We start from the raw sequence: 14690 nt of genomic DNA, 5'->3' as shown, positions 1-14690 counted from the left end.
CATTACTTGGCTCTCAAATGAAGCAACTGTATTATTCACTCAAAAATCCATTCTCTATGACACAACTAGGTTTTTAAACGTAGTGAAGTGCTTTGTACATTCAATAGTAATCTTTAAATATAGAAAGTATGTACTCTTAAAAAAAGACCCTGCTTTCCTACTTAGAGTATGGAAAGCAGGTACCTCCGAAGCCGCGATTTGCATTTCTTCACCAGTTTGTGGATTACGTCCCATACGTGCAGCTCTTTCACGGACTTCAAATGTGCCAAAGCCAATGATTTGTACTTTCTCTTCGTTTACAAGTATTGCAGAATAAAAACGTAGACTTAACTTTATGTAACCAACTAAGAGATTACTATTATATAGATAATATTATATATGCATGTATATTAGCGATTGAACATGATTCCATACAAAATGAAATTTTTAATATTGGAAGTGGTGAAATCCACCCTCTAAAACATTATGTGGAATTACTCTTTAAACATTTACAGACAAATAAAGGACCTAATTATGGTGCATTACCCTATAGAACTAATGAACGATGGATCCCTGAACCAAATATTAGCAAAATTAAAACCATGCTTTCCTGGGAGCCAAGAATAAGTATTGAAGAGGGTATTATTAAGACTGTTAATTGGTATAAACATAATGCACATTTATATCTGAATGTATAAAAATATATTGGTAGAGTGTGAATGAATTGTTAATGGATGGCTTTAATAATGTATTTCGTGGAAAGAAAGTATTAATTACGGGACACTTCTTCAAGTAAAGCTAGTGAAAATCAAAATACTAGTACTAAATCGAATGCTGAATCACAAAATACCAAAGAAGAACTAGAATCATTAAAAAAAGAAAATAAAGATTTAACAAAAAAAATTGCAGATTTAGAATCTGAAACAGATAAAAAACAAAATAATACCGATAGTAAAGAGAGCAATAAGGAAACTGCACAAGAATCATCACCAAATACTGATAAAGAAAAGTTGAAAAAACAATTAACTGACAAAACATTTATAGCTCCTAAATCAAATGCAGAAGGACGTTTAAGCATTGCAGAATTAGAAATGTCACTAAAAGAATATCTAATGCCTAAAAATGCAAAACATAAAGATTATGAATTAGACAAATCTGATGGTTTACCTTCGGATAACAAAATAGTATATGCCTTAAGGAAAGATAATCATATAGGAAATATGGCTGTTGTTGGATACTACGCTTTAGACGAAAATGGTTATATATATAAATATAATTTTGTTGAGCAAAAAGTCGAAGATACTCCTTTAACTAATATATATATTGAAGACCTTTTACAATATAATAAAGATGATTCTACAATAAAAAATGAAGGTCAAACTTTTGAAGAACATAGGAAAGAAAGAGAAGAAAATATAAAAGAAGATAAGAAAAATGGTACATATGATAATAATGATCCTTTAAAATATCAATAAGTTTAAGGGGAAAAGAGAGTATACTTTGGTATTGTGTAATAAAGATAAAGCCCACCCACAGAAATAGGTGGGCTTTTTAATACGAAAAGAAAAGACACTCATATAAGAGTGCCTTTTCCGATAGTTTTTTAGCAGAAGCAAGCAGCTCCAACTATGATTAATAAAATAAATAATACAACTAATAAAGCAAATCCTCCAGTAAAGCCGCAGCCGCCACAACTACCACCAAAGCCCATAATAGTTCCTCCTTTAGATAAGAGGACAAAACAAGGGTTCACTCATGTATTTTAACGGATTCAATTTACTTTGTGTTTTTACGTATTAATTGAGCAGGTCCTTTTGAAAATAAAGAAAAGACACCCTAAGGTGCCTTCCTCCGACTTGAAACACTTTCATTCAATACGAATCTATCCGTATTACCCCTTTGTTATACGTGTAAACACGTCCTATAAAACAGAATCATTTATTTTTACCAGATTGTTAGGGTAACAAATACAAGATTATTGATATCATTTGGTTGACTAGATTGTAATAACGCTACATCTGTATGGTTAAGATGCGTTATGCTTCTAATCATAGAATCTGTTTTATAGAACGTATCCACAATAGTTATTTTATCATATTAATTATTTATTTCGTGTAATTTGTTCTGAATATGTATAATTGCATAAAGTTTATGAAAAAAAAGAGAGTATACTTTGATAGTGTGCAATAAGGCGATAACCTACCTACGGAAATGGGTAGGTTATCATATATTGGTGAGCTTGGGGTAGCACCACATCGCTATCAAGCTAACAGAACAGGTTGCCCCCAAAAACGACAAATCCTAGCTTCCTGGGATACCATTGAAAACATGGTATGTATATGGTATGATCTCCTTCTATGTTTTGAAGTGTGAAAAAATTCAGATATTATTTTTTGTCAGGGGGAAAAACAATATGGAAATTTTACTAATCAGACATGGCGAATCAGAAGCAGATATACTGAATGTACATGAGGGAAGTGCTGATTTTTCATTGACTGAAAATGGAATTAATCAAGCAAGAAAGATGGCAAACAGGGTAAAACAAGAATTCCCACCAGATTTCATTTGGTCTAGTACCATGACAAGGGCTAAACAAACAGCTGAAATATTAGCTAATGTTATTTCATGTCCAATAGAATTTACAACGGAACTCCGAGAGCATGACAACGGAAACATGGCTGGAAAACCTCTAGATGAAGTCGCGTTTCCTTCTTGGTTGTTACCTCATGAAAAATGGGGAGAATACGGAGAATCAAAAATTGAGTTTAGAGCTAGAGGAGAACATATTCTATCTCATATTCTAAAAAATAGTAATCAATACAAAAGGATTGCTATTGTAACTCATGGAGGGATGATCTCAAGATTAATTGAAAGCTTTCTTCAATTACCTGTAAATCATAATATCTTCTTCAAAACAGAGGATACTGGAATTCACCTCCTTGAATATGGTGATCAATACAAATTTATAAAATTTACAAATAATGCTACTCATTTGAATTAATTTTAATACAGAATCACTTCCTATAAGACCTGGAGACAGGGTTTCACAAAAAAGAAAAAACTAGTGCTAGCAAAGTCACAGCCGAGTCTGATGGACGTTTTTCGTATTTTTTGCTTAGCGTGGGGGTTTTCTAAAAAATTGGCAATAGCGATGTAGCGGGACCCCTTCTAATAAAGATCAAAAGGTAAGAATAGAATAATTATGATGTTATGTGGCATATATATAGTCTGGTTGACCTAACTATAAACAACAAGCAACTTATATCAGTATATTTATTTCTGTATAATCATTGTTTAAAAGGGGATGAGTGAATGAGGTTGAATCATTTGAATCTATGTGTTGATGATTTATCAGAAGCTAGACATTTCTTTGAAACATTTTTTGATTTTCAATATTTGGAACAAAAAGGAAAAGCTCTTGTAGTGATGAGTGATAAGAATGGATTTATTCTCGTGTTAAGTGATCCAAAAGCATTTAAGGGGGAAAAGGACGTTAGATATCCTGAAGCTTTTCATATTGGTTTTTTGGTGGAAACTTCACGTGAAGTTGATCAAGCATATGATCGTTTAGTAGCTGGGGGTATTGAAATAGACAAGGAACCTTATACAATGAGAGGTAGTAGTTATGGTTTCTATTTCACAGTATTTAATGATTTATTAATTGAAGTTTCTTGTCTCGATTATAGAGATGGTCAAAAAGTTTCAAAACTCAATGACACTCGTCTTGAGTAATTGTTTCAAGATATAAGCCCCTTCCCAGACTTGGGAAGGGGCTTATTACCATAATTCCCGTTATCAGTAGTCAACGATGCATAAAATTTTTGTTATGGGGGTAATTAAAAATCTTAGCTTGATGGTGATGGGGCTGATCCCCTATTTGGTAAATAAATTAGAATCTAATAATAGAAAAATTTTTACCTATTCGTATATAAGAATTGCCCTTTTTGATTACCGATAACAAAGATTATGGTAACTAAATTTTATAAGAATAACCCCTTACCATTTCAAAGGTAAGGAGTTATTCTACTGCTGTTGTTTAGCATAAATGAAGTTATTTCTTTCGTTTTATTTTAGAAACTCCAAATCCAATAGCAACACCAATCATTATACCAAGAGCAAGATTATTAATAAGTAGCCCAAAAGTTGTCCCCAAACACATTCCTATAGATAGATATTCTAATTACCGTTTTTGCATCACTTTGTTTATTTGTATTCAAGAAGATATATTTCCTTTCTGCAGAATTATGAATTGTAAGTTTACATGACTTATTTATAGTAGGGTAAAGATGAATAACAAATCATTAATTTAACCATATAATAAGATTTTATTTATTTTGTTCATCTATGCTGGTTTATAAGGATTTTTGATCAAATGCTATTTAAAATCTACAGTTACAAAAAAATCTGGGATTGAGGAGCTTAAAGACTGATTGATCTAAATCTAAACTTCTTTCGTTATATCATACTGTAACAATTGTCGATGGTCATAAAATTTTTCAAAAATAACACCCATTAAATAGAAAAATAATAAACCAAAACAAATGTGAATGAGTGTAAATTCAACTCCAAATGAAGCAAATTCATACACAATAACCGGTAATTTTGCAGTTGTCCAAACCCCTAAAAAAAATACAATGTACCGTATGCTTGCTCCTTTTTTTAATAAAAGTGTGGCAATTGGAAAAGCGACGTAAAGGGGGCCAGCTGCAATTCCTCCTAATAATAGGGAAAATAAGGTGCCATAAATGCCAGATTTTTTCCCCATATATCTAATTAGCGTTTCTTTCTCCACCCATTTGTCAAGCAAACCTACGAATACTAAGACAGGAGGGAGTAGAAGCAGCATATCTAAAATGCTTTTTCCTGTTAATTGAAATGCCTTCCATCCCACCGTTTGGTTTATAAGAGTTAGGATAATGAGACCAGATAATAAAATGAAAAAGAACCGATACTTTCTTAATTCATTCATACCATCACCACCCAAATAATATATGAAAATATGAGAGACATTACCACTGCAGATGCATTGCGAGAATAAGCAAAACTTCGTCCAAATATTTTTCGTTCCATAGGTAAAGTTGTGATTCCTACTGACATTAATGTAGACATTAATGCAGCTACTTGAGGAAGACCAGCACCATTTTGGACTAATGTATGTCCAAGAGGAAATACAACAAAGCTTGGAAGTAGTGCAACAGAGCCAATTATTGTCGAATAAACAATACCTATCAATCCAGATTTTTCTCCAATGATTGAAGAAATGAGTGATGGCGTTAATATAGATAGTGATAGTCCAACGAAAAGCATAATTGATAACATGTCAGGTATAATATTACGAAACATTTTCCATGACTTTAATAGAGCATCTTTTGTTTTATTTCGATCCTTTATAAAAGAAATACTGATAAGAATAATAGCGATAGCGTAAAGGATAACACCATTAATCATGATCAGACTCCTTCCATTCTTTATATTTGTTTAAGAAAAATGATAAATTCTTAATTTTTTCTTCAATATCTATTTGAAAATCTTCTAATTTTCTTTTTCCAACTGTAGTAATTTTGTACATCTTTATCGGCTTATCTTGATCAGTTGTATCCAAATAAGACTCAACAGCACCTTCTTTCTCTAATTTTTTTAGTGTGCGATATATGATGGCACTATCAATTGGATTGATGGGAAGCTCTTCTTCACATTTCTGCAGAAGTTTCCCTCCATAGCAATCTCCCTCTGTTAAAAACAGCAAAAGAAATGCACCTGTATGTCTCCCTGTATGTTTCATAAAATATACAACCTCCTAATTTAAATGTGAAAATTTTTTCGTTAACATAACATTAAAGTTATTACTGTCAGTAACATATTACTGTCATTAACAGTAATATGTTACTGACAGTATAAAATTAATATAATCTCATGTCAATTCTAAAATATACAACATGTTTTTTTATCTTTGTGATAACATGAATTCAATTGCAAATATTACCGAAGAATTGATAAAGTCAACAGAAATGAATGCGATGTCTTCTAGGGGGCTTGCCGCATGCCCATCAAGCTAATATTTTAAAGTGACCCCATAACGAAAATTTCATCTTTTCATAGGTGTCCATGGGAATTTAGTTCATTTTTTTCGTTTTGGGGAACAATTAATTTCTTAAGTTGATGGATGCGGGGCGATACCCCTTAAAGTATTATTTCTTTATAGTATACATATTTTGGTATGTACATTGTACACAGTTTGGACACATGATTTACATATGTGTGTGCTATATTTCAGGCTAAAGCTGTTTGCTCTTGTTTTTTGTATTTTCTGCGTAATAATACTAGAACGAAATTTATATAGCGTACAGTGGAAAAATAATTTGTTATCCAATACATGTTACTGTGGGGAAAGGATTGAATTGTATGAAGTCCATACTAGAAGCATCTACACATACGCATTTTCCTCCTTTCGAATGGAATTACGGTCAAAGAAAACCAGAACTCCTTAAAGAGGAATGTTTACATCACTTATTTGAAGAAACTGTAGATCGTTATGAAAATCGGATTGCTGTTATTTGTGACGATGAGAAGATAACGTATAGAGAGCTAGAAGTAGAATCGAATAAATTAGCGAGATATTTACGGCTGAAAGGAATTAAACGCGGCAGCCGCGTAGCGATTCTTCTCGATCGCTCTATAGAAACTTATATTGCGATGCTGGGTATTATGAAAGCGGGAGCTGCGTATGTACCGCTAGATCCGAGTTATCCAGAAGACCGGGTGCAATATATTGTACAAGACTGCGGTATTGCTGCAGTTATTATGACTGCGGAAATTGCTGCTCGGTATGATGTAGAATGCTTAACTGTTCTATTGGATCAAGAAGCTATGTTGATTGCAGATCAAGATGGTGAACGCTTATGTAAAGAAGAAGTGCAAGTACAGTGTGATGATTTGTCTTATATTATTTACACTTCAGGTACGACAGGACGTCCAAAAGGTGTGTTAATTGAGCATCATACTGCAGCTCATGTTGTGAGAGCTTCACAAACTTTTTATCAAGTTGTGCCGGAAGATCGAGTGTACCAAGGATTTACGACTGCATTTGATGCATCTGTTGAGGAAATTTGGATGGCATTTTCAAACGGTGCAGCGCTTGTAGTTGGTACACGTAAGTTACAGCAAAGTGGAATGGAGCTACCGAAGAGGTTGACAGAGCTTGGTGTAACAGTTCTTTCTTGTGTACCAACATTGCTTACGATGTGGGAAGAAGATATTCCAACACTTCGTTTGTTAATTGTTGGAGGAGAAGAGTGTCTAAGTCATGTTGTACAGCGCTGGTGTCGCCCTGGAAGGCGCATGATGAATACGTACGGTCCAACAGAGGCAACCGTAATTGCTACTTATGCAGAATGTGATCCGAACAAACCAGTGACAATTGGAAAGCCTCTTCCGAACTATACTGTTTATATTTTAGATGAACAGATGCATTCCGTTCCTATTGGAGAATCTGGTGAATTATATATTGGAGGTGCCGGATTAGCTCGTGGTTATGTGAACCGAGAAGATTTAACAAAAGAAAAGTTCGTTGATAATCCATTTTGTAAAACGCCTTTTGATTCAACTCGTTTATACCGGACAGGAGACTTAGTTCGTTTTAACAAGCAAGGAGATATTGAATTTTTAGGAAGAATTGATAGTCAGGTGAAAATTCGTGGATATCGCGTTGAGCTTAGCGAAATCGAAGCGGTTATCATGGCTGTTCCTCATGTGCGGGGTGCTGTTGTGAATGTACATGAACAAGCACCTGGGCTACAAGTATTAGTTGCTTATCTTGTATTGGATGAAGGAGAAACGCCACATATGTCGGTTATACACAACCGTCTAAAAGAACGTCTCCCGGCATATATGGTACCTTCTTATATTGAAGTGCTTGATGAGCTTCCGACTCTTATAAGCGGAAAGGTTAATCGTAAGAGTTTACCGGCACCAACAGGGCAGCAGCGTTTTCAGAAAGAATATACAGCGCCTAAAAACGAAACGGAAGAAATAATCGCCAAGGCATGGCAAGACGTTTTTCAGCAAGATAATATTTCTGTTACGGAACATTTCTTTGATGATTTAGGCGGGCATTCCTTATTCGCTGCACTCGTTGTCTCAAAACTTCGGGAACATCGTACGATGACAGGTATGGCTGTTTCAGATGTGTATGCACATCCAACAATTGAGCAGCTTGCTGATTTTATACAATCACAATCTAGACCTGAAATAAAGCAACCAGTTCGTAAAGAAGTACCGCCTGTATCAGACGGTGTATATAAGAAAAATGGGTTTATGCAGGGAATTAGTATATACGCTCTTACACTTTTAGCATCGTTGCCGTTTGTGTTTGTATATTTACATTTATCTAATAGTCCGTGGGGAGATGAGCAAATTTTCTTAGCTGTAGTTTCTATGTTTGCTATTTATTGTCCGGCTATGATTATTATTTCCATTGCGGCAAAGTGGCTCTTAATTGGTCGCTTTAAAGAGGGGGAGTATCCACTTTGGGGAAGTTATTACTTTCGTTGGTGGCTTGTGCGCCGAATTCAAGCACTTGCACCGGTTAACTTCTTAACAGGGACACCGTTTTTAAATTGGTATTATCGTCTGATGGGAGCAAAAATCGGAAAAGATTGTTACATTGGCACGCAGCACTTGCATTCGTTTGACTTAATTGAAATCGGAAATGAAAGCAGTATTGGATTAGACGCACAGCTGCTTGGTTACACAGTTGAAGGGAATACGCTGAAAATCGGTAAAATTTCAGTAGGAAACAACTGTTATATCGGAGCAAATGCTGTTATTTCACCTAATACAACTGTCCAAGATCACTCGCAATTAGGAGAGCAATCGATGCTTCCTTCTCATACGGTTATACCATCTAATGAGTGTTGGAGCGGCTCTCCTGCAAGACAAACAAATGTAAAAGATGATCATGTAGAGGCAATGGCAGCTTTTTCAGCAAAACAAAACAGATTGCATCGTTTTGGACTTGGCGTATTGTATATAGTTGGAATCATTATGCTTATGTTAGTTCCAAGTTTGAGTTTTTTACCAGCTATTTTTCTAATACGAGGTTTATTTCCATATATGGGAGCTTGGGAGTTGCTTTTAGCACCTATATTTTCACTTATTGGTGTAGTTACGTTATGTTTTGTAATCGTCTTGCTAAAACGGGTTATACTAGGCCGAGTAAAAGAAGGACAATATTCGTTGCATAGTACATTTTATGTACGAAAATGGTTTGTAGATAAGCTACTCATGATGAGCTTAGCATTCAATAATTCACTGTATGCGACCATTTATGCAGCACCATTTTTACGTCTACTCGGTGCGAAAATGGGGAAAATGGTTGAAGTTTCTACAGTTACGAATATTGCCCCAGATTTACTAATCGCGGGTGAAGGCAGCTTTATTGCTGATGCTGTTTCTATTGGTACGCCAAAAGTATTTCACAATCAAATTTATATTGCGAAAACAAAGATTGGAAGCCGTACGTTTATTGGGAATAGCGCTCATATTGAAGGAGGAAAAACAATCGGAAATGGTTGTTTAATTGGAGTTATGTCTGTTCCTCCTGAAGAAAAAGAGATTTCGGATGGTACATCATGGTTAGGTTCACCATCTATGTTTTTACCAAACCGAGACATTAATACTAATTTTTCGGAAGAGGAAACATATCATCCAACAAGAAATCTTTATATAAAACGACTTATGATTGAATTTTGTCGCGTTACGCTTCCTGGTGCTTTTGCTATTTGGATTAGTGGCTTTTTAGTGTTTAGCCTCTGGGAGGAAACTCGCTATTTTTCTGCCTTCGAGATCATTGCATTGTTTCCATTGTTAACGATAGGAGCAGGTTTACTAGCATCAGGATTAGTTGTTCTTATTAAAAGACTCCTCATTGGTCGTTACGAGCAGACAGCAAAGCCGCTATGGAGCACATTTGTATGGCGTAGTGAACTAGTGACAGCTTTATATGAAAATGTGACTGTTCCTTACTTGTTAAATTTATTTTTAGGGACACCGTTTGCGCGGTATATTCTGAGCTGGTTTGGCGTGAAAATGGGAGAAAGAGTATTCTTGGATTCTACACACATATCAGAGTTTGATTTAGTGCATATTGGAGATGGTGCTGCCATTAACTTGAACAGTACGCTGCAGACGCATTTATTTGAGGATCGTGTTATGAAAATGTCAAATCTTGTTGTTGGTAATAGCTGTTCAATCGGAAATGGCTCAGTTGTTTTATATGATACGGTTATGAATCCGGGATCATCACTTGGAAACCTTTCGCTTATCATGAAAGGAGAAACTTTACCTGCTTATACACATTGGGAAGGAGCACCTGCTAACTATTGTTATGCCACAGAGAAACAAAGTAAGGAAGTTGGGTGATTTCATATGCTAGAAATATATGCAGTGCATATGGAGAAAGAGACGTTCATCAATTGGGAACGCCTTCTTCCCTATATAAGTGAAGAAAGACGTGCAAGAATTTCGCTTCGAAAAACGTACGAAGATATCATGAGAGAAATAGTATGTGACGCACTAGTGCAGCATATTGTATATAAAAAATATGGTATGAAAAATAGACTTGAGTGGGGCCGTACTTTATATGGAAAGCCCTATATTCATAAACTGCCTTCATTTCAATTTAGTTTATCTCATGCAGGCGAATGGGTTGTATGCGCAGTGGATACGCAGCCTGTTGGAATAGATATAGAATGTGTGCGGGCAGTGGATTTTCAAGCAATAAAGCATTTATTTTCGCCGCAAGAACAAAAATGGTGGGAGAAAATACCGGAAGACAAACAAGTAGAGACTTTTTATCACATTTGGACTGGAAAGGAAAGTTATATAAAAGCGATTGGAACAGGCGTATCTAAAAACTTGTCTTCTTTTACAGTTTCCCTTTCAGAGGGGAGAGTATACGATGAACACTTGAAGGGAATTTGGTTTATAAAACAAATTCCCTTCCACCAAGAGTATATTCTCTCAGTATGTACAAGAGGAAAGGATTTTTCTAAGAACATTCAATCTATGACTATGAAATATTTAATAGAAGAAAGACTTTATCGTTCTATATAAATACAAAATTAAAAAAACGACATAAAACCTTTCTTTTTAGATGGACGAGAGCATCTTGCCATGCATAGAAGCGGCCATGGTCTTTTCCTGCCACGTGCAAAGGTTAAAACAAAGGGAGAAAGCGAGTGCAGGTCATGTTTTGTCTGCATAGCAGCGATTTATATGTCACTCCCTTCCTTTGGTGATGAACCAGATTTATATAGATATTAATGAAGAGTTTTTCATCTCAATCTAGCGGTCGGAAAACTTCATTGATGGTTTATTACAATCATAGTGGAAAATGCAGAAGAACTGTTCTGATTTTGATTGTTTTATCTTAAAAAACATAGTGTTAGCAAGGATTTTCAACTGTAGCTATCTCTTGTACAAAATACGTGCAAGAAATAGAAAAGTTAATTATACTAGTGCTACATTTCATTTTTTATGAAAGAGGGATTCAGATGAATATGAGTAAGAAAATTTTCACACTAATGTTAGCTTTCACTCTGTTTGCCTTACCAACATTTGCACAGGCAAAAACCTATAGTGGCGGTAAATCGTCAGTTTCATCCCATTCTAGTAGCGGAGGATTCAGTACGAAAGGATCGACTTCATCCCGTTCTTCGGATGGAACATATCATTCTGGCTATAAATCTTCATCATCAAATGTACAAGCAAAGAAGCCAGCTTCTGTCGATCATGCACCGCAGCCACAGCCAGCTCCTAAGAAATCTAGCTTTTGGGGCCACGCAGCATCATTTGGGGCAGGAGCTTTACTAGGTAGTATGCTACATCCATTTGGAAATCATGGAGTTGGTGGAGTAGGCGGAAGCTTTTTTTCTAGTGGTTTGTTAATAGATATTGTCATTCTTTTAGGAATTGTTTGGGTTCTGCGACGTATTTTCGCAAGACGTTAAGAAGGAGAGAGAACGATGAAGATTTACTTTACTGAACAAGATGTAGTTGATGCGGTTTGTGTACATGCAGCCTCTATCTACGCGTACCGTCCGGAGCAAATTGATGTTGATTTGCAGTTTCATCCGAATAAAGGATTTGGCGCCAGTGCTCGTTTGCCGTATCGAACTGTAGAGCTTGGTGAGCAGGAATTAATTGATGCAATTGCATTTTACCTACGTGAATATCACAATTTTATTCCGGAGAGTTTGCGCATTGACTTACAATTTCATGAGCAAACAGGATTTGCAGCGGATATAGAGGTAGCGTAAAGAAGAAAACAATTTAAAATAGAAGAAAACCGATTCTTATGTATTTAAAGAATCGGTTTTTTGATTTTTATTCGGTTTTTTTAATTTCCGATATAAAGCAGCTTGATTTACACTTGTAATGAATTGTTTTGCAGGTTGTCCCGAACGATATAATTCAACAACCATTTTTTTAAACGCTTCATTAAATTTCTTGTTTGTCATACGGACACTTCCTCCTTGAAACGCATTGTAAGGACTTAACTAAGTTGTGTTCATATGACTATACTAACTCCAAGGACTTTATGGAAGTGAAAGGGTAGTTTTGATTATAAATAATCTCTTAGAGTCCCGTTTTCGATACAGGAGAGAGGAATCTTTTTCTCTACACCTTCTTTCATATTACGTAAAACAATGGTTTCCGTAGAGATTTCGGTTTCACCAATAATAAGCACGTAAGGAATCTTTTCTTTATTTGCGTAATTAAGAGCTCGTTTCAGCTTGCGGCCAGCAAGTTCAAGTTCAATTTTAAGTGTATGATTCGAACGTAATTGCTGGGCGATTTGTAAACACTTCGTTTCCGTTCCAATTGGAATAATGAAAATATCAGCAGAATTAGAGTCTGTTTCTTTTTGCGCAAGCGCAGTATAAATAACATCTAGACCAAAGGAAATACCTACTGTTGGGTAAGGTGTATTATCATTACGAAAGGCTCCAATTATATTATCATAACGTCCACCACTGCCAATACTTGAAGATATACTGCCATCTGTTAAGAAAATTTCATAAATTGTACCCGTATACATTGTAAGACCTCGCGCTAAGAATGGATTGAAACTAGTATTGTTTTTGATGCCAAGTGCGAGTAAATATTGTTGTAATTGCTGAAGTTCATTGATACCCTCTGTAACAAGTGAATTTGAGAACGTTTCTTTAAATTCATTCAAGTCTAATGTCAGGCAAGACTTAATCGTATTACAAATAATCTCTATCATTTCTTTTACGATTCCGCGACTTTGTAAGTCTTTTCGTATACCGTCAATTCCAATCTTTTCAATTTTATCTAATGATAAAATGACATCATTTGTTAATTCATCTGGAATTTCAATTGATTTAAGAATACCTGTTAATAACTTACGATTATTATATTGAATCGTAACATCTAAGTTTAAAGTTTGAAAAAGATCAAAAGCCATGCCCATTAATTCAGCTTCAGCGATAACAGATTCTACCCCAACTATATCAACGTCACATTGGATAAACTCGCGGAACCTACCTTGTTTAATTGGACCGTCACGGAATACCTTGCCAATTTCATAGCGTTTAAAGGGAAGGCGAATGTCCGGATTCATTGCTACAACTTTTGCAAAGGGAATCGTTAAATCATAACGAAGTGCGAGTTCACGGTTTCCTTGGTCACGTAGTGTATACATTTCTTTTAAAATCTCGGAACCACCGCCATATTTGTAAGCCATAAGTTCATACATATTTAGTGTAGGCGTTTCAAGTGGTTTACAGCCATAGCGCTCAAAAGTCTCTTCACAAGCTCGTTTAATTGTATTTCGCAACATTTGTTCTGACGGTAAATAATCTTTCGTTCCTTTTACATTTCTTATATCCATTTGAATCACTCCTTTTTAAATTTAAAAAAGCTATGCAGGTATAAAAATACCCACATAGCTTTATAGATGCTTCGTGGGTCAACAGGAAAAGCCCTGTACCCACGAAGAAAAAATTCTTCGGATACACGGCGTTATGTATGATGATGAAGTTGGAAAGAAGTATTAAAATAAAACATATGCAATCTCTCCTTAAGTTTTTTAAAAATTATAACAAATGTTTTTTTGAATATCAATATTTTTCAAAAAAGAATCCCTTAACATGTCATATTGTGTTAAGGGATCATATTTATAATGTAATTGTAGCAGTAGTAGCTTTTGTTACTTCAATTAAATCTTTGCCAGATATAAAAATTTGTAATCCTCTTTTACCAGCACTAATACTGATTGGATTAAGATTAGCTGCTGATTCATCAATATATAATGGATAGTTCTTTTTCGCGCCTAGTGGTGAGACACCGCCGCGAATGTAACCTGTAAGCCCTAATATTTCTTTCATGTGAACCATTTCAACTTTTTTATTATGACTTGCGGATGCTAATGCTTTTAAATTCAATTCTTTATGGGCAGGAACACACGCCATAATAACACCTGTCTTATCTCCTCGAAGGACCAGTGTTTTAAAAACCTGTTCTAATTGCAAATCAACTTGCTCTGCGACATGCTTAGCATTTAAATTTTCTTCATCCCATTCATATTCATGGACGGAGTACTTCGTTTTATGCTTATCAAGTAGACGACAAGCGTTTGTTTTGCTACTCATATAGTACACTTCCTTATATATTTCTTCTTAATTTAG

Annotated in this window: 15 protein-coding genes and 2 pseudogenes; 8 read left to right on the top strand and 9 right to left on the bottom strand. The window is 35.2% G+C overall.

All coding sequences use genetic code 11. From position 1 onward, the window contains the following. Positions 1 to 171 precede the first annotated feature (171 nt). Positions 172 to 303: pseudogene (locus ACIQ7L_RS20355) on the bottom strand (HU family DNA-binding protein); the annotation flags it as partial. Between ACIQ7L_RS20355 and ACIQ7L_RS20350 the strand changes: the two are divergent. Both ACIQ7L_RS20350 and ACIQ7L_RS20345 read left to right on the top strand, forming a co-directional pair. Further along, a pseudogene (locus tag ACIQ7L_RS20350) lies at positions 297 to 677 on the top strand (NAD-dependent epimerase/dehydratase family protein); the annotation flags it as partial. The pseudogenes ACIQ7L_RS20355 and ACIQ7L_RS20350 sit on opposite strands and share 7 nt — an antisense overlap. 312 nt (positions 678 to 989) lie before the next feature. Next, entirely contained in the window at positions 990 to 1454 is a 465-nt protein-coding gene (locus ACIQ7L_RS20345) for a hypothetical protein (RefSeq protein ID WP_400571233.1), read from the top strand. Positions 1455 to 1582: 128 nt separating this feature from the next. On the opposite strand, the gene ACIQ7L_RS20340 is transcribed toward ACIQ7L_RS20345, so the two are convergent. Continuing rightward, on the bottom strand, positions 1583 to 1690 hold the full coding sequence (locus ACIQ7L_RS20340; RefSeq protein WP_087979667.1) for a YjcZ family sporulation protein: 108 nt from the start codon (positions 1688 to 1690) through the stop codon (positions 1583 to 1585). Positions 1691 to 2392: 702 nt separating this feature from the next. On the opposite strand from ACIQ7L_RS20340, the gene ACIQ7L_RS20335 reads away from it, so the two are divergent. Continuing rightward, on the top strand, positions 2393 to 2980 hold the full coding sequence (locus ACIQ7L_RS20335; protein ID WP_400571232.1) for a histidine phosphatase family protein: 588 nt from the start codon (positions 2393 to 2395) through the stop codon (positions 2978 to 2980). A 311-nt stretch (positions 2981 to 3291) separates the two neighbouring features. Next, a complete protein-coding gene (locus ACIQ7L_RS20330) occupies positions 3292 to 3711 on the top strand; it encodes a VOC family protein (RefSeq protein ID WP_400571231.1) in 420 nt (139 codons plus the stop codon). A 319-nt stretch (positions 3712 to 4030) separates the two neighbouring features. Here the strand turns inward: ACIQ7L_RS20330 and ACIQ7L_RS28180 are convergent, their stop codons facing one another. From ACIQ7L_RS28180 to ACIQ7L_RS20315, 4 genes are all read right to left on the bottom strand, one after another. Beyond that, positions 4031 to 4138 carry a hypothetical protein gene (locus ACIQ7L_RS28180; protein ID WP_483861811.1) on the bottom strand — a complete coding sequence of 36 codons (108 nt, stop codon included), beginning with the start codon at positions 4136 to 4138 and terminating at the stop codon, positions 4031 to 4033. A 282-nt stretch (positions 4139 to 4420) separates the two neighbouring features. Then, complete coding sequence (locus ACIQ7L_RS20325) at positions 4421 to 4948, bottom strand: permease (protein ID WP_400571230.1); 528 nt, start codon at positions 4946 to 4948, stop codon at positions 4421 to 4423. After that, positions 4945 to 5427: a hypothetical protein gene (locus ACIQ7L_RS20320; RefSeq protein WP_400571229.1), complete on the bottom strand. Its 483-nt coding sequence runs from the start codon at positions 5425 to 5427 to the stop codon at positions 4945 to 4947. The genes ACIQ7L_RS20325 and ACIQ7L_RS20320 overlap by 4 nt, the downstream gene beginning before the upstream one ends. Continuing rightward, a complete protein-coding gene (locus ACIQ7L_RS20315) occupies positions 5420 to 5761 on the bottom strand; it encodes a PadR family transcriptional regulator (protein ID WP_242221317.1) in 342 nt (113 codons plus the stop codon). Before ACIQ7L_RS20315 ends, ACIQ7L_RS20320 begins: the two co-directional genes overlap by 8 nt. A gap of 620 nt (positions 5762 to 6381) precedes the next feature. Here ACIQ7L_RS20315 and ACIQ7L_RS20310 point away from each other — a divergent pair. The 4 genes from ACIQ7L_RS20310 to ACIQ7L_RS20295 all read left to right on the top strand — a co-directional run bounded on the left by ACIQ7L_RS20310 (position 6382) and on the right by ACIQ7L_RS20295 (position 12296). Then, the gene (locus ACIQ7L_RS20310) at positions 6382 to 10398 is read left to right on the top strand and encodes a Pls/PosA family non-ribosomal peptide synthetase (RefSeq protein WP_400571228.1); all 4017 of its coding nucleotides are present in this window, start codon (positions 6382 to 6384) and stop codon (positions 10396 to 10398) included. A 6-nt stretch (positions 10399 to 10404) separates the two neighbouring features. Beyond that, positions 10405 to 11091 (top strand): 4'-phosphopantetheinyl transferase family protein, encoded by a 687-nt coding sequence (locus ACIQ7L_RS20305; protein ID WP_400571227.1) that lies wholly within the window; start codon positions 10405 to 10407, stop codon positions 11089 to 11091. A gap of 440 nt (positions 11092 to 11531) precedes the next feature. After that, positions 11532 to 11987 carry a hypothetical protein gene (locus ACIQ7L_RS20300; RefSeq protein WP_400571226.1) on the top strand — a complete coding sequence of 152 codons (456 nt, stop codon included), beginning with the start codon at positions 11532 to 11534 and terminating at the stop codon, positions 11985 to 11987. A 15-nt stretch (positions 11988 to 12002) separates the two neighbouring features. Further along, a complete protein-coding gene (locus ACIQ7L_RS20295) occupies positions 12003 to 12296 on the top strand; it encodes a DUF2653 family protein (protein WP_400571225.1) in 294 nt (97 codons plus the stop codon). A 36-nt stretch (positions 12297 to 12332) separates the two neighbouring features. Here ACIQ7L_RS20295 and ACIQ7L_RS20290 read toward each other — a convergent pair whose 3' ends face one another. The 3 genes from ACIQ7L_RS20290 to ybaK all read right to left on the bottom strand — a co-directional run bounded on the left by ACIQ7L_RS20290 (position 12333) and on the right by ybaK (position 14654). Next, the gene (locus tag ACIQ7L_RS20290) at positions 12333 to 12497 is read right to left on the bottom strand and encodes a hypothetical protein (protein ID WP_400571224.1); all 165 of its coding nucleotides are present in this window, start codon (positions 12495 to 12497) and stop codon (positions 12333 to 12335) included. Between the two features lie 104 nt (positions 12498 to 12601). Further along, positions 12602 to 13894, bottom strand: a complete 1293-nt coding sequence (locus tag ACIQ7L_RS20285; protein ID WP_400571223.1) for a histidine--tRNA ligase — start codon at positions 13892 to 13894, stop codon at positions 12602 to 12604. Positions 13895 to 14180: 286 nt separating this feature from the next. Further along, on the bottom strand, positions 14181 to 14654 hold the full coding sequence (gene ybaK / locus ACIQ7L_RS20280; RefSeq protein WP_400571222.1) for a Cys-tRNA(Pro) deacylase: 474 nt from the start codon (positions 14652 to 14654) through the stop codon (positions 14181 to 14183). Positions 14655 to 14690 lie beyond the last annotated feature (36 nt).

The sequence above is a fragment of the Bacillus sp. NPDC094106 genome (genome assembly GCF_044764345.1).
GTDB lineage: Bacteria > Bacillota > Bacilli > Bacillales > Bacillaceae_G > Bacillus_A.
The sequence above is the reverse complement of the archived record's forward strand: the minus strand, read 5'-3'. Positions and strand labels throughout refer to the sequence as shown.

Excerpts from the sequence above, each read along its gene's own strand:
- ACIQ7L_RS20315 (WP_242221317.1), bottom strand. The coding sequence starts at position 5,761 with ATGAAACATACAGGGAGACATACAGGTGCATTTCTTTTGCTGTTTTTA.
- ACIQ7L_RS20330 (WP_400571231.1), top strand. The coding sequence starts at position 3,292 with ATGAGGTTGAATCATTTGAATCTATGTGTTGATGATTTATCAGAAGCT.
- ACIQ7L_RS28180 (WP_483861811.1), bottom strand. The coding sequence starts at position 4,138 with ATGTGTTTGGGGACAACTTTTGGGCTACTTATTAATAATCTTGCTCTT.
- ACIQ7L_RS20340 (WP_087979667.1), bottom strand. The coding sequence starts at position 1,690 with ATGGGCTTTGGTGGTAGTTGTGGCGGCTGCGGCTTTACTGGAGGATTT.
- ybaK (WP_400571222.1), bottom strand. The coding sequence starts at position 14,654 with ATGAGTAGCAAAACAAACGCTTGTCGTCTACTTGATAAGCATAAAACG.
- ACIQ7L_RS20290 (WP_400571224.1), bottom strand. The coding sequence starts at position 12,497 with ATGACAAACAAGAAATTTAATGAAGCGTTTAAAAAAATGGTTGTTGAA.
- ACIQ7L_RS20300 (WP_400571226.1), top strand. The coding sequence starts at position 11,532 with ATGAATATGAGTAAGAAAATTTTCACACTAATGTTAGCTTTCACTCTG.
- ACIQ7L_RS20285 (WP_400571223.1), bottom strand. The coding sequence starts at position 13,894 with ATGGATATAAGAAATGTAAAAGGAACGAAAGATTATTTACCGTCAGAA.
- ACIQ7L_RS20335 (WP_400571232.1), top strand. The coding sequence starts at position 2,393 with ATGGAAATTTTACTAATCAGACATGGCGAATCAGAAGCAGATATACTG.
- ACIQ7L_RS20320 (WP_400571229.1), bottom strand. The coding sequence starts at position 5,427 with ATGATTAATGGTGTTATCCTTTACGCTATCGCTATTATTCTTATCAGT.
- ACIQ7L_RS20305 (WP_400571227.1), top strand. The coding sequence starts at position 10,405 with ATGCTAGAAATATATGCAGTGCATATGGAGAAAGAGACGTTCATCAAT.
- ACIQ7L_RS20325 (WP_400571230.1), bottom strand. The coding sequence starts at position 4,948 with ATGAATGAATTAAGAAAGTATCGGTTCTTTTTCATTTTATTATCTGGT.
- ACIQ7L_RS20310 (WP_400571228.1), top strand. The coding sequence starts at position 6,382 with ATGAAGTCCATACTAGAAGCATCTACACATACGCATTTTCCTCCTTTC.
- ACIQ7L_RS20295 (WP_400571225.1), top strand. The coding sequence starts at position 12,003 with ATGAAGATTTACTTTACTGAACAAGATGTAGTTGATGCGGTTTGTGTA.